Annotated in this window: 22 protein-coding genes and 1 tRNA gene; 3 read left to right on the forward strand and 20 right to left on the reverse strand. The window is 34.9% G+C overall.

All coding sequences use genetic code 11. The annotated features are described in order from the left end of the window. Positions 1 to 27: 27 nt before the first annotated feature. The 3 genes from ACVPPR_RS06125 to ACVPPR_RS06135 form a co-directional block, all read right to left on the reverse strand. The gene (locus tag ACVPPR_RS06125; RefSeq protein WP_462303901.1) at positions 28 to 834 is read right to left on the reverse strand and encodes a Cof-type HAD-IIB family hydrolase; all 807 of its coding nucleotides are present in this window, start codon (positions 832 to 834) and stop codon (positions 28 to 30) included. Between the two features lie 33 nt (positions 835 to 867). Continuing rightward, positions 868 to 1,146 carry a hypothetical protein gene (locus ACVPPR_RS06130; protein ID WP_462303902.1) on the reverse strand — a complete coding sequence of 93 codons (279 nt, stop codon included), beginning with the start codon at positions 1,144 to 1,146 and terminating at the stop codon, positions 868 to 870. Positions 1,147 to 1,271: 125 nt separating this feature from the next. Continuing rightward, positions 1,272 to 2,654, reverse strand: a complete 1,383-nt coding sequence (locus tag ACVPPR_RS06135) for a L,D-transpeptidase family protein (RefSeq protein ID WP_462303903.1) — start codon at positions 2,652 to 2,654, stop codon at positions 1,272 to 1,274. A gap of 441 nt (positions 2,655 to 3,095) precedes the next feature. On the opposite strand from ACVPPR_RS06135, the gene trpX reads away from it, so the two are divergent. From trpX to ACVPPR_RS06150, 3 genes are read left to right on the forward strand one after another with little or no spacing between them, the layout of a single operon-like run. Then, positions 3,096 to 4,094, forward strand: a complete 999-nt coding sequence (trpX, locus tag ACVPPR_RS06140; RefSeq protein WP_462303904.1) for a tryptophan ABC transporter substrate-binding protein — start codon at positions 3,096 to 3,098, stop codon at positions 4,092 to 4,094. Then, positions 4,091 to 4,984 carry an ABC transporter permease gene (locus ACVPPR_RS06145; RefSeq protein WP_462303905.1) on the forward strand — a complete coding sequence of 298 codons (894 nt, stop codon included), beginning with the start codon at positions 4,091 to 4,093 and terminating at the stop codon, positions 4,982 to 4,984. Before trpX ends, ACVPPR_RS06145 begins: the two co-directional genes overlap by 4 nt. Further along, entirely contained in the window at positions 4,981 to 5,751 is a 771-nt protein-coding gene (locus ACVPPR_RS06150) for an ABC transporter ATP-binding protein (RefSeq protein ID WP_462303906.1), read from the forward strand. Before ACVPPR_RS06145 ends, ACVPPR_RS06150 begins: the two co-directional genes overlap by 4 nt. A gap of 41 nt (positions 5,752 to 5,792) precedes the next feature. Here ACVPPR_RS06150 and ACVPPR_RS06155 read toward each other — a convergent pair whose 3' ends face one another. From ACVPPR_RS06155 to cdaA, 17 genes are all read right to left on the reverse strand, one after another. After that, the gene (locus ACVPPR_RS06155) at positions 5,793 to 6,959 is read right to left on the reverse strand and encodes an MDR family MFS transporter (protein ID WP_462296952.1); all 1,167 of its coding nucleotides are present in this window, start codon (positions 6,957 to 6,959) and stop codon (positions 5,793 to 5,795) included. Between the two features lie 27 nt (positions 6,960 to 6,986). Beyond that, positions 6,987 to 8,261, reverse strand: coding sequence for a cation:dicarboxylate symporter family transporter (locus tag ACVPPR_RS06160; protein ID WP_462296964.1), 1,275 nt, complete (start codon positions 8,259 to 8,261; stop codon positions 6,987 to 6,989). 140 nt (positions 8,262 to 8,401) lie between these two features. Then, on the reverse strand, positions 8,402 to 8,884 hold the full coding sequence (locus ACVPPR_RS06165) for a universal stress protein (RefSeq protein WP_462296953.1): 483 nt from the start codon (positions 8,882 to 8,884) through the stop codon (positions 8,402 to 8,404). A gap of 40 nt (positions 8,885 to 8,924) precedes the next feature. Next, positions 8,925 to 9,098 carry a hypothetical protein gene (locus ACVPPR_RS06170; protein WP_462303907.1) on the reverse strand — a complete coding sequence of 58 codons (174 nt, stop codon included), beginning with the start codon at positions 9,096 to 9,098 and terminating at the stop codon, positions 8,925 to 8,927. Between the two features lie 60 nt (positions 9,099 to 9,158). After that, positions 9,159 to 10,310 (reverse strand): aminotransferase class I/II-fold pyridoxal phosphate-dependent enzyme, encoded by a 1,152-nt coding sequence (locus ACVPPR_RS06175; protein ID WP_462296955.1) that lies wholly within the window; start codon positions 10,308 to 10,310, stop codon positions 9,159 to 9,161. Between the two features lie 89 nt (positions 10,311 to 10,399). Beyond that, positions 10,400 to 12,079, reverse strand: coding sequence for an oleate hydratase (locus ACVPPR_RS06180; protein ID WP_462296956.1), 1,680 nt, complete (start codon positions 12,077 to 12,079; stop codon positions 10,400 to 10,402). Continuing rightward, entirely contained in the window at positions 12,076 to 12,432 is a 357-nt protein-coding gene (locus ACVPPR_RS06185; RefSeq protein WP_462296957.1) for an ArsR/SmtB family transcription factor, read from the reverse strand. Before ACVPPR_RS06185 ends, ACVPPR_RS06180 begins: the two co-directional genes overlap by 4 nt. A 126-nt stretch (positions 12,433 to 12,558) precedes the next feature. Then, positions 12,559 to 13,257: a ribonuclease H family protein gene (locus ACVPPR_RS06190; protein ID WP_462303908.1), complete on the reverse strand. Its 699-nt coding sequence runs from the start codon at positions 13,255 to 13,257 to the stop codon at positions 12,559 to 12,561. 144 nt (positions 13,258 to 13,401) lie between these two features. After that, entirely contained in the window at positions 13,402 to 13,554 is a 153-nt protein-coding gene (locus tag ACVPPR_RS06195; protein WP_462296959.1) for a hypothetical protein, read from the reverse strand. A 151-nt stretch (positions 13,555 to 13,705) separates the two neighbouring features. Beyond that, a tRNA-Asn gene (locus ACVPPR_RS06200) sits at positions 13,706 to 13,777 on the reverse strand. Between the two features lie 72 nt (positions 13,778 to 13,849). After that, positions 13,850 to 14,158, reverse strand: coding sequence for a hypothetical protein (locus ACVPPR_RS06205; RefSeq protein WP_462303909.1), 309 nt, complete (start codon positions 14,156 to 14,158; stop codon positions 13,850 to 13,852). 372 nt (positions 14,159 to 14,530) lie between these two features. Beyond that, on the reverse strand, positions 14,531 to 15,595 hold the full coding sequence (locus ACVPPR_RS06210; RefSeq protein WP_462296961.1) for an ABC transporter ATP-binding protein: 1,065 nt from the start codon (positions 15,593 to 15,595) through the stop codon (positions 14,531 to 14,533). A gap of 149 nt (positions 15,596 to 15,744) precedes the next feature. Beyond that, positions 15,745 to 16,455, reverse strand: coding sequence for a glucosamine-6-phosphate deaminase (locus ACVPPR_RS06215; protein ID WP_462296962.1), 711 nt, complete (start codon positions 16,453 to 16,455; stop codon positions 15,745 to 15,747). A 141-nt stretch (positions 16,456 to 16,596) separates the two neighbouring features. Further along, on the reverse strand, positions 16,597 to 18,414 hold the full coding sequence (gene glmS / locus ACVPPR_RS06220) for a glutamine--fructose-6-phosphate transaminase (isomerizing) (protein ID WP_462303910.1): 1,818 nt from the start codon (positions 18,412 to 18,414) through the stop codon (positions 16,597 to 16,599). A 213-nt stretch (positions 18,415 to 18,627) separates the two neighbouring features. Continuing rightward, the gene (gene glmM, locus ACVPPR_RS06225) at positions 18,628 to 19,983 is read right to left on the reverse strand and encodes a phosphoglucosamine mutase (protein WP_462298830.1); all 1,356 of its coding nucleotides are present in this window, start codon (positions 19,981 to 19,983) and stop codon (positions 18,628 to 18,630) included. Positions 19,984 to 19,996: 13 nt separating this feature from the next. After that, a complete protein-coding gene (locus ACVPPR_RS06230) occupies positions 19,997 to 21,145 on the reverse strand; it encodes a CdaR family protein (protein WP_462303911.1) in 1,149 nt (382 codons plus the stop codon). Continuing rightward, positions 21,142 to 21,984: a diadenylate cyclase CdaA gene (cdaA, locus tag ACVPPR_RS06235; RefSeq protein WP_462298557.1), complete on the reverse strand. Its 843-nt coding sequence runs from the start codon at positions 21,982 to 21,984 to the stop codon at positions 21,142 to 21,144. The genes ACVPPR_RS06230 and cdaA overlap by 4 nt, the downstream gene beginning before the upstream one ends. Between the last annotated feature and the right edge of the window lie 32 nt (positions 21,985 to 22,016).

Below are 22,016 nucleotides of genomic sequence, written 5' to 3' on the forward strand. Positions count from 1 at the left end.
AAGTAAACGGATACAAAGGGGGCTACTTTAAATTTTATGATCCAAAATAGCATCAATACTGTCAAGAACACTATCATCTTGATTCAATCCGATAATATGTTTAGCTGTTTTTTTAGCAAGCGGCGACCCACTTGCCATTGAAAAACTATTTGGCGTAAATGCCAACATTTCTTGATCATTATCATTATCTCCAAATGTCGCGACTTCCTCATCAGAGATGTGCCAGCGATTTTGTAGTAAATTAATGCCATTTTTCTTTGTTGCATCTACTAAATTAATATCAATATACCCAAACCCAGACGCTTTCGCCTGTAGTTTATGATTTAATTCAGCGTTTAATTGCATAGATATCTTTGCATACATTGACATTGGAAAATGTCCCGTCAACATAGAAACTTCATGGTTAAGTGATACTAAATTATCAACCCCAGTCACTTTTGGGTAATAATCTAGTAAATCTTGAATAAACTCAGCAGACTCCCGCTTATCATAAAACCCGCCTTGATTATTCACCGCTAGTAACCCTGTTTCAGTAAACGTTTCTTTTAAATACTGAATTGTCTCCTGATAGATAGTATTTTCAAAAAGATACTCTTTCAACACTTCTTTTTTATCCTGAACAACTGCACCATTTTCAGCAACATAACCAATCTTATCTTCAAATGCTTTAAAGTATCCCGCAATTGCTAAAGTTGGATTACCACTTGCAACAACAAAATGAATATCTTGTTGTTGCATACGTTCAAACTGATGTGCAAATCTTGCTTCATCATATGATTTATCATCTCTTAAAAAAGTCCCATCTAAATCTACAGCAATTAATTTAATCGTCATCCCTGTCACCTCTAATAGTATTATACAGGATTTCTAAACATAACTGTATTCTTCAACCGGCGTATCGAACCAATCGTAACGCATTATGACTCGCATCACACGGTTCACGGGAATCCATAATCCTGTTCTAACAATATCTCTCATTGTTGCCAAAAATATTTTATCATTTTTTGTACTAATTGGCTGTTTTATTTTTATAATTTCTGAATCTTCCGTTTTTACAGTAATCACATTATTGTTTAACGCAATGACTTGTGCTGAAACGATGTTATCACTTTTTGCTGCGGCATTTTGACTGTTATTATTTTCCATTTTGTTAAACTTCCTTTCTATGTATAAATTCATACTACCTTATTTTTATGACTTATCTATGAAGTAATTACTAACAAATCATAAAAAAAAGCTTAACCAGTTTAATAACTAGTTAAGCTTTTCGATTAATAAACAACAACGGGTTCATTTTGTGACACATTTGCGAACAACGTTAACATATCTGATGGTTTTGTATTCACGCAACCACCTGATCCATCTGCAAGATAAGCTGTTTTAGACCAATTTGTTCGCCAACTAGCATCATGGAAGCCGATACCACTATTTGTGAATTGCGCCCAATTATTAACTTTGACTGAATAATTTGATTTTCCAACTTCGCTCCCTTTAAGGATTGATGGTGTCTCTTTGTACATAATATACCAAACACCCTTAGTTGTATCTTCGCCCGTATTATGTTTACCGGTTACAACATCAGTCGTTAAGACAACTTTACCATTTTTATGAATCCAAACTCTTTGTTGTGCAATAGAAACTTCTGCGTACGTATCACCAATACCACCATTTGTCGTTGTTTCATACCCAGTACCATACGTATTGTACCCAACACCATATTTATCATTTGTTGCATCAATAGCTGCGGTCCCATCTTCTAATGCTGTTAAAATATGTTTAACTGAATCATTCGTTCCAAGTGCCCAACCATATGATTGCCCACTAACCGAAACAGTCCCACCCGTAGCCGTTTTAAAACTATACTGCTTATTTAAGGTTGCTTGTTTTTTGTTAATTTCAGCTACTTTTGCAGAAATACCACTTGTATTAACAACATAGTTACCGTCTTTAACGGTAACTTTCGTAAGAATATCCGAACCCTTCAACGTGTACTTCGTTGATTGAACCGTATAAACAGTCTGACTAGCAGCGAGTGTATCCAATTTTTTAGTATCAGCCTTAACTGTTGCACTATCAGCTGATAATGGTTGAAGTTCAGTTTCTTTCAACTTCGTAACACTACTATAACCTGTCTTATCATATGCAGCTAAAATGGCCTTCACGTCATATTGATTCCCTTTTTTTGCAGGAATTACTGATACTTTACCATCCTGTAATACCGGATTAGCATCAACTGCAGCTGTTCTGGTCTTATTTAACTCAGTTAACTTCGTTTTTAACTGACTCTTCAATTGTGCTCTAATTGTTGTATCCAACTTTTGCGGAACAATTGCATAATTTTTCTTAGCGCTTGATGGTAAGATCGTCCGTTGTTTCTTCAATAATGTTTTAATTGCTGCTGTATCTTTATCAGTAAATCCAGTAGCCGTATCTTTTGCATCAATAATTTTCGTTTTACCAACGTAAATGTCATTTTTAGACGTTTCAGTTTTTAATTTACCAATAACTTTATCCACACTTAATCCACTGACATCAGTCCCGTTAATTGTAATCCCTTTATTAAAATGTGTACTCTGATTAAAACTTGCGCCACCCAGAATCCCCAAAACTAAAATACTTCCAATACTAATACCAATCTTTAGAGACTTTCTCATAACCTTCCACCTCATATATAAATTCATAATTACCTTTATAATAAAATTATCATACCGCACTGTAACTATTGAATCAATTTTATTGCTTCTTAATTGTACTCTTTATCTCTTTTAAAATCTTCCAATTAATATTTGACAATAATCTCAGATTTATCTATACTACACATATCAAACAACTCAGAAAGGAAATCAAGCCTATGACTTATTCACAAACAAACCTTAATAATCGTTGGCAAAGCCGGTCATTCAGATTGTAATCTGTTCCTACAGATATAGTCTGTCTATTCAGATTGTATCTGTATACCGGTTTGATTTCTATTAATCATAACCCTCTGTATGGATATCAGTACATTCATGCGGAGGGTTGTCTACTTTAAGGCAGTCCTCGAATCTGAGAACTGTCTTTCTTTTTTTATCAAAAAATAAAGGAGCCTTATAAAAATGAAACGATTAATTGGAACAATTATTGCGCTATTCTTATTTTTAATTTTTGCCTTTTTTTCAACACGTCAACCAACACTATCACCTTCTAAAAAAGTACCCACTGTTGGTATTCTTCAGTTAACAACTCATCCAGCCTTAGATGCCATTCATAATGGTATTATCGCTGGATTAAAAGAAAAAGGTTACACACCTGGAAAAACGGTTCACATTGATTTCCAAAATGCTGAAGCAGATCAAAGTAATTTAAAATCTATGAGCGACAAATTTAACAATGAGAATGTCGATCTCATGATTGGTATTGCCACACCTTCCGCACAATCTTTAGCAAACGTAACCAAGAAAACACCAATTATTTTGGGTGCTGTTACTGATCCTAAAGGTGCCGGACTAATTAGCAATAATAATCAGCCTGGTAACAACATCACGGGTGTTTCCGATCAAGCACCCATCAAGGCACAGTTAGCTTTAATGAAACAATTGATGCCCCATATGAAAACCGTTGGTGTACTCTATACATCCAGTGATGATTCAGCCACAAAACAATATCAACAATTTAAAACGGCTGCCCTTAGCTCAGGCTTAAAAGTTAAGTCTGCAACTATCACCTCTACAAATGATGTAGATCAAGTCTCACAAACGTTGGTTTCATCAGTCGATGCCGTTTACGTACCAACTGATAATACCGTTGCATCAAGTATTCAGACATTGGTTAAGAATGCAACACAAGCTAAAATCCCTGTCTTCCCAGCTGTCGATACCATGGTTAAAAACGGGGGTCTCGCAACAATTAGTATTAATCAATATGATTTAGGTGTCACCACTGGGAAAATGGCAGCAGCTGTTCTCTCAGGCAAAAGTACGCCTGCAACAACACCCATTAATTTTGTAAAAAAAGGGGATCTCGTCATTAATTTAAAAACTGCAAAAGCTTTGAATATCGCAATTCCACAAAAATTAATCGATCAAGCCAAAAGCAAAGGAGAATTAATCAAATGACAATTATTGTATCTGCTATCGGACAAGGTCTTCTCTGGGGCATTTTGGGGCTTGGCCTTTTCCTCTCATTTAGAATTTTAGATTTTCCTGATATGACTGTTGAAGGTACTTTTCCAATGGGTGCCAGCGTAACCGTTATCTGTTTGGTTCATGGTATCAATCCACTTCTCGCAACCTTATTTGCCTTTTTAGCAGGAACGTTGGCTGGTCTTGCAACAGGCTTACTTTACACAAAAGGTAAAATTCCAATTTTATTAGCCGGAATTCTCGTCATGACAAGTTTATACTCAATTAATCTAAGAATTCTAACTAAAGCCAACGTTAGTTTAATTGGCAAAGATACTATCTTTTCAGCACACTTCTTAGCTAATCTTCCTGCAGCATTTGATTCAGTCGTCCTAGGTCTCATTTTAGTCGCGATCAGCATTGGTCTTCTAGCCTTCTTTTTAAACACCGAATTAGGTCAAGCATTCATTGCAACTGGTGACAATGAAAAAATGGCTCGCTCGCTTGGCATTCAAACTGATCGCATGAAAATTCTAGGATTAATGGTTTCTAACGGTTTCATCGGACTTGCCGGTGGATTAATTGCACAAAATAATGGTTACGCTGATATTAGCATGGGCATTGGAACCATCGTGATTGGGCTTGCGGCTATTATTATTGGTGAAGTCGTTTTCGGAAATTTATCCCTGACAGCCCGCTTAATTGCCGTTGTCATTGGTAGTATTTTCTATCGATTTGTCATTTTAATTGTCTTAACATTAGGCTTCAATGCCAACGATTTAAAATTGATTTCAGCTATTATCTTAGCACTCTGCTTAATGTTACCTACGCTTAGAAAAGCACTACGCTTAACCACACTATTTGAAGGAGGTCACTCAAAATGACTGAAGCTATTTTTACACTTTCAAACGTTATTACAACTGTTAATACCGGGACTTCTGAGGAACAACAAATTTTAAAAAGTTTAAATTTAACCATTAATAAAGGAGACTTTATCACAGTTATTGGCACAAATGGGGCTGGTAAATCAACCCTCTTTAATACGATTGCGGGAAACATTAAACCAACAAGTGGCCACATTTTATTACGTCATAAAAATATTACAAGCGAAAATGATATTAAACGAACAAATTACATCAGTCGTGTTTTTCAAGATCCTAAAATGGGAACAGCGCCTAGAATGACCGTTGCTGAAAACCTTTTGTTAGCCCTAAACAGAGGGCGCCGACGTCGTTTTAAACCGCGACATTTAAATCAAAAAATGGCACAATTTCAAGAATTAACTGAAAAAATGCCAAATGGTTTATCAAAACATTTAAATACACCTGCCGGAAACCTATCTGGTGGCCAACGTCAGACATTGAGTTTCTTAATGGCAACTTTAGTACAACCTGACTTACTCTTATTAGACGAACATACAGCTGCACTCGATCCTAAAACTAGTCAGGAACTGTTAAAATTAACCGCTGAGATTGTTGAACAAGAACACTTATCTTGTCTGATGATTACACATCATCTAGAAGACGCCTTAGCATATGGTAACCGAACTATCATTTTAAATGACGGTCAAATTCAATCTGACTTATCTGGTGAAGCACGTTCGCATTTATCTACAACAGATTTATTGGCCTACTTTAACGACTTAGAATAGAAAAATGCCACAACTTTTTAATAGAAGTTGTGGCATTTTTATTATGATTGGATATTTGCTTTTTTAGTTGCAATCACAACAACTGCTAAAGCAAGTAAAATTAATAATGTCGAACCAACGAATAATCCGTTGTATGATAAGCGTTCAATCACAATACCCCCAACTAATGGGCCTAAAGCTTTACCAATAGATGCGGCGATATTAATGGTCCCTTGTGCTTTACCTTCTTGACCCGGCTCGGCTAACTCATTAATCCAAGCTGGAATAGCTGGAAAGGCAACCATTTCGCCAAGTGTCAACAGCACCATTGAAAAAACGAAATGAGAAAAATCTTTTGCAAAAATAAGTGTTGTGAACGATAACGCGAATAATCCGATACCCATAACAATTTGTCTGAACAACGATTTAGCAATTGTTCTGGTTACAAGTGATACGAGTGGCTGTCCAAAAACAATTAAGCCCGCATTGATTGTCCACAATAAACTATACTGACTTAATGGAATATTTAATTTATCCATATAAATCGATAAATTACTTTGCCATTGTTCATAACTCAACCAGATGACAAGGAATGTTATCCACATTGCAATGATAATCCACACTTTAGGATTAACATGACTCGTTTTTTCTGATTTAGTTGGCATGACCTTTTTACGTTTAGGATCAACACGATAAGCTAAAATAGCAATAAGCAAGAAAGCTGAATATAAAATCAATGCTGATACGAAAACCATTGTTATACTGACCTCAATCACATATCCGACAAGTAACGTTCCAATCACGATACCTAAATTCAACGCTAAATAAAATAAATTAAAAACATAGCGACTATCTTTTCTTCTAATCGTTGCCGCAAATGAATTTAAAATTGTTGCTACAAGTCCATTACCTAGACCCAAAATAACTAATAAAATTGGGTACGCTGGCCAGCCGTGCATGAAAACCAAACCTAAAACAGCTAACCATGCAATTACAATTCCCAACAACGTTGCATAATAAGGTCGCCATTTATCAAATAAATAGCCACCGGCATAATTACCAATAATTGTTGCCACTGAGTTTATTAATAAAACAATTCCTGAAAAAGTTAAACTTTTCCCTAAATAGTTATGCATATAAATGGTTGTTAACGGCCAGACAAAACTTGAACCAGCACTACTAATGACAGAACCGATTAATAACCACGTTAATTTAATTTCTTTCGTCATTTTTTTCCGAAAGCCCCCTTTTTAAGGTCACTTAATGTGTAATTTTTCTAGATACTTTTGATTCTTGTCGCGATCAAATTCATTTTCTGATTGTGCAATAATCACAGCTGCTAATGAATTACCGACAACATTAACCGTTGTACGACCCATATCAATTATTCTATCAACTCCAGCAATAAAAGCCAACCCCGAAGCTGGAACTCCGATAGTTGCAATTGTCGCTAACAAGACAACGAATGATGCTCCTGGCACGCCAGCCATCCCTTTAGACGTAATCATTAACACAACTAATAATGTAACCTGTTGACCAATTGATAGGTGAATATGATAGGCCTGTGCTAAAAATAAAGCCGCGATTGACTGATAAATAGCTGATCCATCTAGATTAAATGTATAACCTGTTGGAATAACAAAAGAGACAATTCCTTTTTTAACACCAAAATCTTCCATTTTTTCCATAATTTTAGGTAATGCAGCTTCAGAACTAGCCGTTGAAAAGGCAAGAATCATTTCGTCCTTAATAACTTTCAATAGCACAATCAAATTAATTTTAAATAATCTAGCAACAAGTCCCATTACCACAATAACAAAAAATGCCATCGTTAGATAGGTCACAAGGATAAAAAAGCCTAATGGTTTTAATGCTGAAACACCAAGTTGCGCAATTGTAACACCAATTAGCGCAAAAACACCAATAGGTGCTAACTTCATTACCCAATTGGTTACTTTAAACATGACTTCAGATACAGCAGAGAAAAAATCAATAATTGGCTTTCCTTTTTCGCCTAGTGTTGCTGTTCCAAGTCCAAATAAAACTGAGAAGAAAATAATGGGCAACATATCACCATCAACAAGTGCTTTAAAAATATTGGTTGGTACGATATTCATTAAAATAGAACTCAGTCCAGTTGAGGTCGCTTTTTCAGTTGAAACATATTGACTAATATCAACTTTACTTAAAGCTGTAATATCAATAAATTGTCCTGGTTTAACTAAATTACCAACAATTAATCCTAACGCAATCGCAATTGTTGTCATAATTTCAAAGTAAATTAAGGTTTTACCACCGATTCTACCTAATTTGTGAATATCTCCCATATTGGCAATTCCGACGATTAAACACGAAACAACAATTGGTAATACAATCATTTTGATCATATTAATAAAGATGGTTCCAAGCGGTTGAAGCGAATTAATAATGAGCTTATTTTGATACCCAACAGCACCAATAATAATTCCCAATACTAATCCGATTAATATTTGCCATCCAAGACTAACTCGGTACGTTTTATAGGCTTTCACTTTAACCATCCTCACTGTATTTTAATTTAACACAGTTAATCTTATCATGAATCCGAACAATAATGTTGATTTTAATAAAAAAAAGAGTGAAAAACTTAAAAATAAGTTTTTCACTCTTTTAGCATTCTCATTTAAAGGGCTTATCTAATAACACTAACAGAACATTGCGCATTTTGAGCCATATAACTCGCTTGAGACCCAATAAATATTTTTTTTGAATTACTTGGCACATTTGTTTTTGAGCCACAAATAAGAATGTCCGGTTTGAAATCTGGAATAATATTCTCAACAATCTCAGGCCCTGGTCTACCCGCAGAAACAATCGCATGCACATTTTCGACACCAAAATCACGTGCTTTATCTACGTATCGTTCAATACTTTCTTCCAGTAACTGCTTTTTCTTCTTAATAACATCTGGCGACATAGAATCAAAAATATTCATATCATTTGTTTCCAAAATAGAAACAATTCCTAAAGGCACTTGTTGCAATTTGGTTAATGCTACCGCATAATTAAAAGCCAAAATGGATGATTCTGAATCATCTTCATCTATAGCCACTAAAACGCGTTCGAAAGTTACCGGTGTTATATCAAAATCCAATTTTTCTAATCGATTATTCATAGCGTCACCCCTCACTTACTAGATTGTCATTTTTGTCGGCCTACTTACGCCAATTACTAGGACTCCAAAGTTGTCCTTCCATTGCGCCATGCAAGCTTTCAATTTCAACTGCTTGGTCTTTTAGTAATGTAATAGTTGCTTCAATCAATAATTTATTTTCTGTTGTTTCAATTTTTTTTAACTCAGTAATTGTCCAATCAAGATTTCCATCCATTTAAAATCACTCCTTTATCTACTACTACAAACGTACCATAAATTGCGCATTATTTGGCATTTAATGCTCAATATTCGTTAATGCAACGACTACCTTCGATAATTGCTCATCACTTGCAGCAAAACTTATTCTAAAATAACCTTCACCATATTCCGTAAAAGCACTGCCAGGAATAACTGCAACCTTTTCTTGCAAAGCAAGTTGCTGACAAAATGCAATAGAACTTACTTTCAATTTTTCGGGTATTTGGACAAATAAATAAAATGTCCCATCTGGTTCTATTAAATGATACCCGATTTTTTTTAGGCTTGTAACCAATCTATCACGGCGTATCCGATAAACCTCTCTCATTGGGGTACTATCTTGCTTGCCATTTTTAACCGCTTCAAGTGCAGCAACTTGTGACAACGTTGCCGCTGTTGTTACGTGATACTGATGCACCTTTTTCATTGCGGTAATTAATCGGGTTTCTGCCAACACAAACCCAATCCGCCACCCCGTCATGGCATGCGATTTAGATAATCCCATAATTAAAATTGTCCCTTCCGGATACAGACTGGCCATCGAAATATGCGGCTGATCATACGTTAACTCACAATAAATTTCATCGCTCATTACCCAGATATCGTGCAATTTTAAAACATTTTTAATTGCGACTAATTCATCTTGTTGATAAGAAACGCCAGTCGGGTTCGTTGGATAGTTAAAAATAAAGCCAACAATTTCTTTATCCGCATTTTTATTTAGCGTTTCCTCAATTAAATCTGCGGTGACCTTAAAATCAGTCGCACGAGTGTCCATAAAAACAGGTTTAACACCTTGTAATTCCATTAATGGCAGATAGGCTGGATAACATGGAACAGGCATTAAAACGTAATTTCCAGGCGCAGTAACTGTTTTTAGTGCCGTTGCAATGGCCTCAGTAGCACCAACCGTCACTAAAACATTCTCCGCACTGTACGCTAAGGCATATTTTTCATTATAATAATCTGCTGTTGCCTGTCGTAAATCCGGATTTCCCGCTGATGCTTCGTAATGTGTTTGTCCATTATCTAGTGCCTTTTGAACGCTGTCCATAATGTGTTGCGGCGTAATAAAATTAGGTTCTCCCAACGTCAGTTTACTAATCCCCTCTATTTTTGAGACCCATTCATCAAATCGACGAATACCTGATAATTGTATTTGATTAACTGCCTCATTAATTTTAATCATGCCGATCACCTTCTCCGAGTTAGAATAAGCTTTAATTATACACCAAAAAAATAACGATTTATAAAATTGATTATAAATCGTTATTTAGCTTATCTAAACATCGTTTTCGTTGCTTTGGCCAAAACTTTTGGCATTTTTTCATAATGATGTAATGGGGTCAATTGTGTGTCAGAAATGCCTAAGAATTTATACACAGCAACTTGTGCACAACGGAATGAATATTGTTCCGTAAAGACCATATCAAATGGCATCTCCGCAAATTGACTAATAAACGCTAAGTTCTTTGAATGTTTTGGTACAACATCCGGACGATCACCAATGGCACGACGGTTAAATAGCGCACTTGCATATGGCATATAAACTGGAATAACATTCACTACACTAGCCATAATTTCATCTGTATGACGACTAATATTATCAACTGCAGTATCTGTTTGAGCGAGATGCCCTAACAATTCTTCCAACATCTCACGGCCTGTCATTTCGATAAATGGTTTTTGAACAAAATCACCTTTACGACGAGGGTATAAACAATAGCCCCAGAAGACAGTCTCATTTTCTTTTTGAGCGTGGAAATGGGGTTGATGATGAACAACGATTGATAATAAATTATTACTATCAACCCAAGTATTCAATGCATTACCTGGCTCTTGTTGTGTAATACGTGCAATTTCGTTAACTGCTAAATGATTATCCGTTGTGACCGTAAAACTCATCCACTCACTTTGTTGACGATCATTAAAGAATTTATCTGGCTTACCCAAATTATAAAAATGGTCAGTCGCTTGTTTCCAAAGCTTAGCACTAGGTGCATATTCCATATTTTCAACAATTGGTGTATCGATATCACCCATCGATGAACTATCCGTAATTGATCCATTTGTATCAAAGACTAAGTCGCCATCATTAACAGTGATTTCACCAACTTGATTATCATTATCGACTTCTTCATAGACAAGTCCATTAACGACAATATCATCACGTAATGGTGTATCTTTAAATTTAAATTCAGTAATTTTACGATTATCCACAAAAGTAACACCACGATCTGTTAGATAACGACGCATTGGTAAAATAATACTTTCATATTGGTTGTATGGCGTTCTTGTGACACCTTCCAACGTGTTAATTCGGCTAAATTCAAGAATCATACGGTTCATATAACGGCGTAATTCCATTGCTGAACTTTCTTTTTTGAAAGCAAAAGTTGTTTGCCACATATACCAGAAATTAGTTGTAAACATATGAGGGCTATTTTCAAACCATTTTTCAATACTAATATCATTGATTTCTGCTTCTTTTGATTCTGGCATCATCATTAATTTTGTAAGTAAGACACGATCTCGTGTATTAAATTGCATATGACGGTAATCATTCTTACCACCTTTATTTCGGATGCCATCCATTTTATCAATTAAACGTGCAATATCATGTGTTGGATGGGCATGATCAAAATCTAGTATTTCATCAGTAACCGTTTTTTCAGGATGATCTAATGAAGGAACTTCTCGAAGAACATCCCATAGATTTTCATATGTTTCTTCATTCAACATACGGCCACCTTTTGCAAGAAAGCCTTTTTGATTGCCTAAACTTTGATTGCCATATTCAGTGACGTAGTCTTTGACCGCAGCACCATCATTAGCACCATGTTTTTCTAAACCAAACATCGTAATCTGGTCACCATGCCAGCCACCATCACGAATTAAATAAATACCTGCTGCTAAATTACCAATACCGGTACCAATCATATACGCTTTTTGAGTCATAAGTCTGATTCCTCCTTTAATTTTTCTCCTTCACGAATCATTTTAATTAAATGCTCTAATCGATTTAATGTCTTGTCAGGTGTTAAAAAATAAAATCGTTTTAATCCAACTTGCTTAAAATCAATTAATTCAACATTTTTCAAAACTTTTAAATGATGCGAAACTGCTGGTTGCGACAAAGCCATGCGATCAACTAGCTCAGTCACCGTTAACTCATGTTGATATTTTGACCCCAATAAAATGATTAATCGCTGACGTTTCTCATCCGCCAGGGCATTCAAAATATCCAAATTTGAAATAAATTCTTTTAATGCTTCCGACTGCCCTGGTTCTAGCTTTTCAGATGCCATCATTAACCATCTCCTTATATCTATCTTCATGAATATAATAACATCATAGCGGCACAATAGCAAGCGCTTTCATTAAAAGTATAGACAAAAATAGACTTCTATATTAATAGAAATCTACCTTATCTGTTCTTACATCCTATCCATCGTTTCATTTAAAAGCTCATCAACTTTATTATTGCCTTCATTATCTGCATGGCCCTTTGTCCATTCAAAATCAATTTTAGTAAAAGCCGGTAACAATTCAGCAACTTGTTGCCAAAGCGCTACGTTAAGCACCGTTTGACCATCAGCTTTCTTCCAACCTCGACGTTGCCACCCCGTCAACCAATTTTTCTGAATAGCATTCAAAACATATTTAGAATCTAAAATGAATACAATATGTTCTTCCCGCAAGCCCAAATCAATTAACTTTTTCATAGCCTGCAAAAATGCCGTGATTTCCATGTAATTATTCGTCTTACCTTTTTCACCATCTGTACCAGAGAATGTTTCATCCGGTGCCTTAATATAAAAAGCCCACGCAGCTGTATCTTCATTTAAAACATGTCCACCTAATTTATTTCCATGATTTCTTGAACCACCATCTGTCCAAACTTGAATGGAGTTTGGCGTTAAAACAACTGACTTATCGACTGCTACTGATCTTTTTTTACCACCAGTTGTTGGTTTAGGCGCCCCATCATCCATCCAATTTTGTGCCTCGTCTCGTGTTTCAAATCCTTTATATCGTGCGCCTTCAAATCCATTAACCAATTTCGCTACATCAGGCCATTTCGTAAAAATACCTGTCTTACGTCCCTTATATACTGCATAAAAATTCTTAGCCATTTTAATCACTCCGTTAATCAGTTTATTGATTCCTTTATTGTAAGCTAAATAACAACAAAAATATATTTAAATAAAAATTATCTTTCTCAAGACGCAAAAAAACCACTGTTACAATCAACAGTGGCCATCATTTATTTAACTAAATTATGCTTTTTTTGCTGCAGCTGCTGCGTCGCTAGCTTTGCTTTCTTTTAAGAAAGTAGCAAGTTCTTGTTGTTTACGACGACGGTTCTTTTTGTTTGGAGTGTTAACTGGACGACGATCGTTACCGACACCTGTATGGTTGTTTGATGACATTTCGCAATCCCCCTTTCTTACAATCTCTTAATTTTAAACTGTATTCAGAAATAATTCAAGTTAATCATTAATTTCTTACAATGGACTCAAAAAGTTAAGTTCATAAATAAAAAAAGATAATCGGCAGTCAGTCGACCATCCTCTATGAATACTGCTCAGGTAGGGATCGAACCTACGACATCTTGATTAACAGTCAAGCGTTCTACCGCTGAACTACTGAGCAATCATTTCATTTCTGTCTATACTATTTTATACCACAGATTAACCCATTTTGTAAAGATATTTCTGGCATTTCCTATTCAATATGATTGTCTCTTAAGATAGCATCTAAGTCATTTTGAGCTTCTTCTGTCTTATGCCATTCTTGATAGTCAGTAAATGCTTCTAGTGGCATTTCAAAATTCTCGTTAATATATTTTTCATAATTGATTACGTGTGATGATCTAGGAATATTTAGCTGTAAAATACGGACTTCCTTCAATAACTCTCTTTGAACTGCGAGTTCTGCTCGACCATTTTGTACCATATTCGACAATTCAAAATATTTAGAGCCATCATTTCTAGTGATTTCCTCAATCAATGATAAAACTTCATGACTTTTCATATTAAACCCAACTTTCCCTATTTATTCTCTTCAATTAAGTATAAACACATTTGACGATAAGTACAATATGCACAAAAAAAGCCACTACATCGCAATAGTGGCCAGCATAAGAGAGAAAGAGAATTGATAAAGGTAATTCACATACCTTACAAAGTAAAGATACCACGATATGTAAGCGTTGTCAATATCATTATTTTTCTCCAAAATAAATAATGACTCTTCTTACCATGTACAAGCCTATCGCCGTTACACATTATCTTAGTCAATCGGTCCCTTCCCTACGATAATCGCTGAACTCAATTCTGTTTTAAATGTCCTCTTATTAACGATAAAAAAACATCAACCTAATTATTTAAGTTGATGTTTCACCTATTATTTTGTATTCACTGGATGAATAATACTTGTTGGATGTTCAACAATATGACTAATTGAATGTCCCGATACGTTAGCCAAACTAAAGAATACGATTGCAATCAAAGTCACAATTGTGAGTGCTTTACTTGGTTTAGACATTTTTTCATTTAAAACTGAACCATAAAAATCTTTTTTAACTTTTTCGGCAACAACTTGTTTTGAGACGTCAGAATTTGCTTCATCAGCATCTTCTTTATCAATCTCACTAGCAAGATAGTCTTCAATACTAAACGCCTTTTGCGCTTCTTTTTGTTCCATTTGATAGGTTGTTTTTTCTTTCTTTGATAATTTTTTAAACCAATCAATATATTCTTTATATTTAGAAACGACTTCTTCAGTAGGACCTACTTGCTTTAAGTCGCCATATTGAACCCATGCGACACGATCACATAACATTTCAATTTGTTTCAATGAATGACTAACAAAAATAATTGTTTTACCTTGTTCTTTAAATTCATTAATCTTATCGACACATTTTTGATAGAACGTATCATCACCAACTGATAATGCTTCATCAATAATCAAAATATCAGGATCAATATGCACCGCAATAGCGAACCCTAATCGAGATTTCATACCACTTGAATAGCTTTTAACGGGTTGGTAAACAAAATCACCAAGATCAGCAAAACCAATAATATCTTCTAAAATATCATCAATTTGTTTATTCGTTAATCCTTGCATTAACCCTTTTAATCTAATATTTTCTAACCCCGTTAGTTGACCTCTTAATCCAGCCCCAATAGCGATAATTGACGTTTCGCCACGGACATCCACAATCCCAGTTGTCTGTGGAATGATACCTGAAATAATATTTGATAATGTTGACTTGCCTGAACCATTAACACCGATTAAACCTAATGTTTCGCCACTCATAATATCAAGTGAAATGCCTTTTAAAGACCAAAAATGAGGTACCGCAGCACTTCTAAAAGAAAACAATGATTTAATATGTTCAGACTTTGTTTTAAATAAGTCATATTCTTTTGTCACATTTTTTACTCTAATTTTATAATCTACCATTTTTTCAACTTCCTAAAAACGTATTTTCTTACAATCGTCATTATGTTACTAAACTTACTATCAACCGTCAAGCAAGCGTTAGACACAAATAGAACTAATTCATTTATTCTAACGCTTTAAATGAATTAGTTCCACATATGAATGCAACTTTATTTATTTTTTAATAAACTTGCAGCAGCTTCATCAATAATAACAGTCACATCATCATGATTTTGCAAGAAACTTGCAGGTAAATCTTCTGTTACGGGGCCTTCAATCATCCCTTTGATTGCTTCTGCCTTACTTTCGCCAAAGGCTTCAAGTAAGATTTTTTTAGACTTCATAATTGAGCCAATACCCATTGAATAAGCATATTTAGGCACATCATTTTCATTATCAAAGAAACGTGCATTTGATTTGATTGTTGATTCTGTTAAATGAACTTTATGTGTCAAAATATCTTTAGGTGTACCTGGTTCATTAAACCCAATATGGCCATTTTTACCAATCCCTAAAATTTGTAAATCAATGGGATTATCTTCAATAATTTTGTCATAACGCTTCGTTTCTTTTTCTGCGTCACTTTCAAGTCCGTTAGGTAAGTAAGATTTTTTAAATGGTTTTTTGCTAAATAAATTTTCATTCATAAAATACCGGTAACTTTGTGAATCTTTTTCGCCTAAACCAACATATTCATCTAAGTTAACAGATATTGAATCAGTAAAATCTAAATCACTTGCTGAAATGGCAGCATAAGTTGTCAATGGTGTGCTTCCTGTAGCTAATCCAAAGATTTTTGCGTTGGCTTCTTTAGCAGCTTTGAAAACTTCGTAGCCTTTTTGGCCACCCTCATTTTGGTCTTTAACAATAATTAATTTCATTTCATTGTCCTCTTTTCAATTGTTTATCGTCCTAATTGGTATAGTCCAATAATACAACGTTATGTTATCAAAATCAAGAGGTCTATACCAAATAAAAAAATAATGTCACCTTATTAGGCAACATTATTTCATTTATTTCTTTTATTCAACGGTAACACTTTTTGCTAAGTTACGAGGTTTATCAACGTCGTATCCACGATTTAAACTTGTGTAGTAAGCCAATAATTGCGCAGGTACAATACTTACTAAAGGTGTTAATAAGTCAGAAACATCTGGTAAAATAATCTGATCACCCTCATTTGCCAGTGACTCTGTTGAAATTATAATCGTATTCGCACCACGTGCTAAAACTTCTTGAACATTACCACGTGTGTGACTAGCAGTTGGTGCATCCGTAATGATTGCAACAACTGGTGTTCCTTCTTCAATTAAAGCAATTGTTCCATGTTTTAACTCACCAGATGCAAATCCTTCAGTTTGAACATATGAAACTTCTTTTAATTTTAATGCCGCTTCAATTGAAACATCATAATCGATACCACGTCCAATGTAAAATGCATTACGCGTCTCACTTAAGAATTCTTTTGCTAAATCATTAATTGATTCTTTATCATCAACCATTGCTTGCATTGCATTAGCAACTGTTGTTAATTCATGATAAACATCAAAATTAATTGCTTTAGCTTGTCCTGTTACAGTTCCTAATGCTTTTGCCAAAAGGGCTTCAACCGCAATTTGAGCCGTATAAGCTTTCGTTGATGCAACCGCAATTTCAGGACCCGCATGCAACAACAATGTGTATGTTGCTTCACGAGAAAGTGTTGAATTTGCTGAATTTGTAATCGTTAGACTGGGGTACATCATCTCATTAACTTTTACAAGAACTTGACGACTATCAGCCGTTTCGCCACTTTGTGATAAGAAAATAAAGAATGGCTTTTCTGAAAGTAATGGCATGTGGTAACCAAATTCTGAAGCAACGTGAACTTCCGTTGGTACATTAGCCAAGCCTTCAAACAATTCTTTTCCAACTAGTCCAGCATGGTAACTTGTCCCTGCAGCAACAATATAGAGACGGTCAGCAGCTTTCATTGCCTTCAAAATGTTGTCATCAATTTTAACAGTTTCTTCATTTTCAACATATTCACTCAATAAACGACGCATAACAGCTGGTTGTTCATCAATTTCTTTTAACATATAAAATGGGTATGCACCCTTTTCTGAATCACTATCATCCATTTCTACATGGTATGAATCACGTGAAATAGCTTCGCCATTTTTATTTTCAATTTCAATAGAATTTGGTTTAACAATGACCATTTCGCCATCCATTAATTCGATGAAATCATGTGTTTCTTTCAACATAGCCATTGCATCACTGCAGACAACGTTAAAGCCATCACCAACACCAATTAATAAAGGACTTTTATTTTTAGCTACAAACAAAGTTTCTGGTTCTTCACGATCCATCATTAAGAATGCATATGATGACCCTTCAAGTAAAGATAAAACTTTTTTGAAAGCCTGTTTAGCCGTTAAATTTTCTTTATTTGCAAAGTAGCCGATTAATTGAACGACAACTTCTGTATCTGTTTCACTAACAAAATTAACATCTGCTAAATATTGTGCTTTTAATTCAGAAAAATTAGTAATAACACCATTATGCACAAGGTAAAAGCGACCATCTTCAGAAACATGAGGATGTGCGTTAAATTTACTTGGTACACCATGAGTAGCCCAGCGTGTGTGCCCAATTCCGGCAGTTCCGTGAACATCATTACCAATTGCTGCTTTTAAATTTGAAATTCGTCCAGCTTCTTTAACAAGGTAATCTTCACCCGTTTGATTATCTACAAAAATACCAGCTGAATCATATCCTCGGTATTCCAATTTTTCTAACCCATTAATTAAAATTTCAACCGTATTTGTTTTTCCCGTTACGCCAACAATTCCACACATAGTTTATATCACCTTTTTAAATGTATTTTTAGATATTAATTAAAATTGGTATAGACGTTTAATTAACAAGTAACCCTTACCAATATCTAATAATATACCTTTCTAGAATTATTTTGTCAACAATTAATATATTGGTCTACATTAAATGCTATCCTTATTAAATAAAAAAAGCGTTATTTGAATTTTCATCCAAATAACGCTTTAGTCTTACTTTTAAACACCCATTTCAGTTTGAACTGTTTGTACAATTCGATCGACATAGGCTTTAACTTCTGTTTCAGTTGGTGCTTCAGCCATGACACGTAGTAGGTTTTCAGTTCCACTAGGTCTAACAAGCACACGCCCATCCCCAGCCATTTCTGCTTCAACTTCTGTAATCTTATCTTTAATTTTTTGATTATCTAATGCAGCTTGTTTATCTGTCACTTTAACATTTACTAATTCTTGTGGATAAGTTTGAACGGCTGCTGCTAATTCAGACAACTTCTTACCCGTTTTCTTCATTACATTTAATAATTGAATAGCAGTTAGCATCCCATCACCTGTTGTATTGTAATCTAAGAAAACAATATGTCCTGATTGTTCGCCACCAATATTGTAACCATCAGCTCGCATTTTTTCAACAACATAACGATCACCAACTTGTGTTTTAACGGATGTTAATCCAGCAGTTTCAAGTGCCTTGTATAACCCAATATTACTCATAACGGTTGTCACAACTGTTTCTTTTTTCAAACGACCACGTTCATTCATGTACAAACCACAAATATACATAATCTTATCACCATCAATAATATTGCCTAATTCATCGACAGCAATACATCTATCACCATCACCATCAAAAGCAATTCCGGCTTCAAGTTTATTTTCAACTACAAATTTAGCCAAACCTTCTGGATGTGTTGATCCAACACCATCATTAATATTTAACCCATCAGGTGATGTCGCCATCGTCTCAAAATCAGCATTTAAATCAGCAAATAATCTTGAAACAAGACCACTTGTTGCCCCATTTGCAGAATCAATTCCGACATGTAATCCTTCTAAATCATCAGGAATTGTTTGTTCCAAGAATTGCGTATATTTCAAAACACCTTCTGGATAATCTGTTAACGTTCCAAGTCCTTCACTATCAGGTCTTGGTAAATCATCAGAAGCCTTTTCTAATAATACTTCAATTTCTTCTTCTTGTTCATCAGATAATTTATAACCATCCCCACCGAAGAATTTAATTCCATTATCTTGAACTGGATTATGTGAAGCTGAAATCATGATTCCAGCAACTGCATTTTGTGCACGTACAAGATAAGCCACACCCGGTGTTGAAATAACCCCTAAAGATAATACTTCAATCCCAACTGACAATAAACCTGAAATTAAAGCTTGTTCAAGCATTTGACCTGAAATTCGTGTATCGCGAGCAACAAGTACTCGTGGTCTGTCATTATTTTCAAGTTGTGCATGTTCTGATAGAACATAGCCACCTAATCGTCCTAATTTAAATGCTAACTCAGGGCTTAATTCTTTATTTGCAATACCTCTAACACCATCTGTCCCAAAATATTTCATCATTTTCTCCTCACTAATTGTTTGAATTATTTAATGTACTTTCTGATTCACTTGCACTATCTGAACTTGCCGCCGCTGACGAAGCAGTGCTTTCACTACTTTCCGAACTTGATTCGGAGCTTGACGATACTCGATCAGCTGTTGCTTCACTACTTGATGCTACTGATGTCGCTGCTGTAGCTGATGTGCCACTAGAAACGTCAATTTTTACTTTAACAGAATTTGGATCTGATGAAATTAAATTATTCTTATCCAAATCAATACCAAGCATTTTCGTAACGGAAGACCGAATATTATCTATCGGAACAACCACATCAATTTTATTTAATTTATCTAAATCTAATTTGGTACCTGTCACTGTAATTTGTTTCGTTGCACTTGAGAACTTATAGGTCTTCCCAGACACACCCGTTCCACTTGAAACAAAATTCAAAGAAAGTTTTTTTGTTGTGCTTGAACTTTCAACTGGTATTGTAACACCCACAGTCTGCGGTGTCATGACAACGTTCAATGTCTTACCATTCTTATCTAAGGCTTCAAGCAACACTTCTTGCGAAATTTTAGATTTTATTTGATTACTTTTTGCATTAACTTGAGCAACAACTTCTGAAATAGCATTCACGTCATCTGTTGCTCCTGATACAGAAACCGTATTCTGATCAAGAACAGGCACTCCCATTTTATAACCCTGAGCTAGACGTCGTTCATTGAATTTCACCTGAATAGGGAATGTAGCTGTTTTACGTTGTTGAATATTAACATCAATTGTAGCAGGTTTAATTTTATAACTAATCTCTTTATTTAATCCCTCTGCTTGCAATTTCACAGTATGTTTCCCTGGTTTTAACCCTTTTAAATTAGCATAAACACTAAAGTTTTGGGTATTCATAGTTGTCGTAATTAAAGCACTTGGACCGTCCAATGTCAGTTTTACATTTTTAGGATACCCAGTAATAAAGTATTTATCATTATCCGCTGTAATTTGAAGCCCAGTCTTAACCGTTCTCGATGTATTCGCAACCAAACTAGTTTTTTTTGAATCAGCTAAATTATTTGTATTTGATAATTGATCATAATTAACGTAAATAAATAATAGAATGGCTAGGATTAAAGATGTCCCAATAAAAAATGAGCGGCTATTAAAAAATTTGTTTAGATTCATTTTTTATTCCCCCTGTGTCCGAAATTTTCAAAAAATTCCCAGAAAGGATTATTCTTTTTATTTTCATCATCTTTAATTAACTCATTGTTCAATAATTTGAGATAATCTTCTTGTGATAAGTCACGAATCAACTCATTATTTAGCGTGATTGTAACCGCCCCTGTTTCTTCTGATACTACGATTGTAATCGCATCAGTCACTTCACTAATTCCGACTGCGGCTCGATGACGAGTCCCTAATTCTTTAGGAATTAAATTACTTTCAGAAAGGGGTAAATAAGCGGCTGCAACAGCAATTTTATTATCCTTGATAATTACTGCGCCGTCATGTAAAGGCGTATTTGGAATGAAAATATTGATTAATAATTCACCGGTAATCTCAGCATCCAACTTGATACCAGTTTCGATATAATCTTCCAAACCCGTGTTCATTTGAATTGTAATTAATGCCCCAATTCGACGTTTTGACATATATTGAATAGCTGAATCTAGCCCAGCAATCATATGTTCTTCATCTTTATTTTTTTGTTTACCTCTTGAAAAAAAGGACCCACGACCAAGGTGTTCCAAGCCACGTCTTATTTCCGGTTGGAAAATAACGACCATGGCAATAACACCCCAATTAATAACTTGGTCCATAATCCACGATACCGTTTGTAATCCAACAACGACACTAATTAGTTTAATCACAACAATGATTATAATTCCTCTAAAAAGTTGAACCGCCTTAGTTCCTCTTAAAAGTACCATGAGTTCATAAACAACAAACCAGACGACAATAATATCTAGTATGTTAACCATATGTCCCCACGTTACAAGACCACCCCAGTTAATGGACATTACTCGGCCTCCTCTATATTTATTAACCGTTT

The organism is Dellaglioa sp. L3N (assembly GCF_054941095.1).

What these genes read in the sequence shown, in the direction of transcription:
- ACVPPR_RS06150 (WP_462303906.1), top strand. Translation starts at nt 4,981, where the DNA reads ATGACTGAAGCTATTTTTACACTTTCAAACGTTATTACAACTGTTAAT.
- ACVPPR_RS06135 (WP_462303903.1), bottom strand. Translation starts at nt 2,654, where the DNA reads ATGAGAAAGTCTCTAAAGATTGGTATTAGTATTGGAAGTATTTTAGTT.
- ACVPPR_RS06190 (WP_462303908.1), bottom strand. Translation starts at nt 13,257, where the DNA reads ATGGCTAAGAATTTTTATGCAGTATATAAGGGACGTAAGACAGGTATT.
- ACVPPR_RS06155 (WP_462296952.1), bottom strand. Translation starts at nt 6,959, where the DNA reads ATGACGAAAGAAATTAAATTAACGTGGTTATTAATCGGTTCTGTCATT.
- ACVPPR_RS06195 (WP_462296959.1), bottom strand. Translation starts at nt 13,554, where the DNA reads ATGTCATCAAACAACCATACAGGTGTCGGTAACGATCGTCGTCCAGTT.
- ACVPPR_RS06215 (WP_462296962.1), bottom strand. Translation starts at nt 16,455, where the DNA reads ATGAAATTAATTATTGTTAAAGACCAAAATGAGGGTGGCCAAAAAGGC.
- ACVPPR_RS06145 (WP_462303905.1), top strand. Translation starts at nt 4,091, where the DNA reads ATGACAATTATTGTATCTGCTATCGGACAAGGTCTTCTCTGGGGCATT.
- ACVPPR_RS06205 (WP_462303909.1), bottom strand. Translation starts at nt 14,158, where the DNA reads ATGAAAAGTCATGAAGTTTTATCATTGATTGAGGAAATCACTAGAAAT.
- trpX (WP_462303904.1), top strand. Translation starts at nt 3,096, where the DNA reads ATGAAACGATTAATTGGAACAATTATTGCGCTATTCTTATTTTTAATT.
- ACVPPR_RS06185 (WP_462296957.1), bottom strand. Translation starts at nt 12,432, where the DNA reads ATGATGGCATCTGAAAAGCTAGAACCAGGGCAGTCGGAAGCATTAAAA.
- cdaA (WP_462298557.1), bottom strand. Translation starts at nt 21,984, where the DNA reads ATGTCCATTAACTGGGGTGGTCTTGTAACGTGGGGACATATGGTTAAC.
- ACVPPR_RS06165 (WP_462296953.1), bottom strand. Translation starts at nt 8,884, where the DNA reads ATGAATAATCGATTAGAAAAATTGGATTTTGATATAACACCGGTAACT.
- glmM (WP_462298830.1), bottom strand. Translation starts at nt 19,983, where the DNA reads ATGAAATATTTTGGGACAGATGGTGTTAGAGGTATTGCAAATAAAGAA.
- ACVPPR_RS06130 (WP_462303902.1), bottom strand. Translation starts at nt 1,146, where the DNA reads ATGGAAAATAATAACAGTCAAAATGCCGCAGCAAAAAGTGATAACATC.
- ACVPPR_RS06125 (WP_462303901.1), bottom strand. Translation starts at nt 834, where the DNA reads ATGACGATTAAATTAATTGCTGTAGATTTAGATGGGACTTTTTTAAGA.
- ACVPPR_RS06180 (WP_462296956.1), bottom strand. Translation starts at nt 12,079, where the DNA reads ATGACTCAAAAAGCGTATATGATTGGTACCGGTATTGGTAATTTAGCA.
- ACVPPR_RS06230 (WP_462303911.1), bottom strand. Translation starts at nt 21,145, where the DNA reads ATGAATCTAAACAAATTTTTTAATAGCCGCTCATTTTTTATTGGGACA.
- ACVPPR_RS06175 (WP_462296955.1), bottom strand. Translation starts at nt 10,310, where the DNA reads ATGATTAAAATTAATGAGGCAGTTAATCAAATACAATTATCAGGTATT.
- glmS (WP_462303910.1), bottom strand. Translation starts at nt 18,414, where the DNA reads ATGTGTGGAATTGTTGGCGTAACGGGAAAAACAAATACGGTTGAAATT.
- ACVPPR_RS06210 (WP_462296961.1), bottom strand. Translation starts at nt 15,595, where the DNA reads ATGGTAGATTATAAAATTAGAGTAAAAAATGTGACAAAAGAATATGAC.
- ACVPPR_RS06170 (WP_462303907.1), bottom strand. Translation starts at nt 9,098, where the DNA reads ATGGATGGAAATCTTGATTGGACAATTACTGAGTTAAAAAAAATTGAA.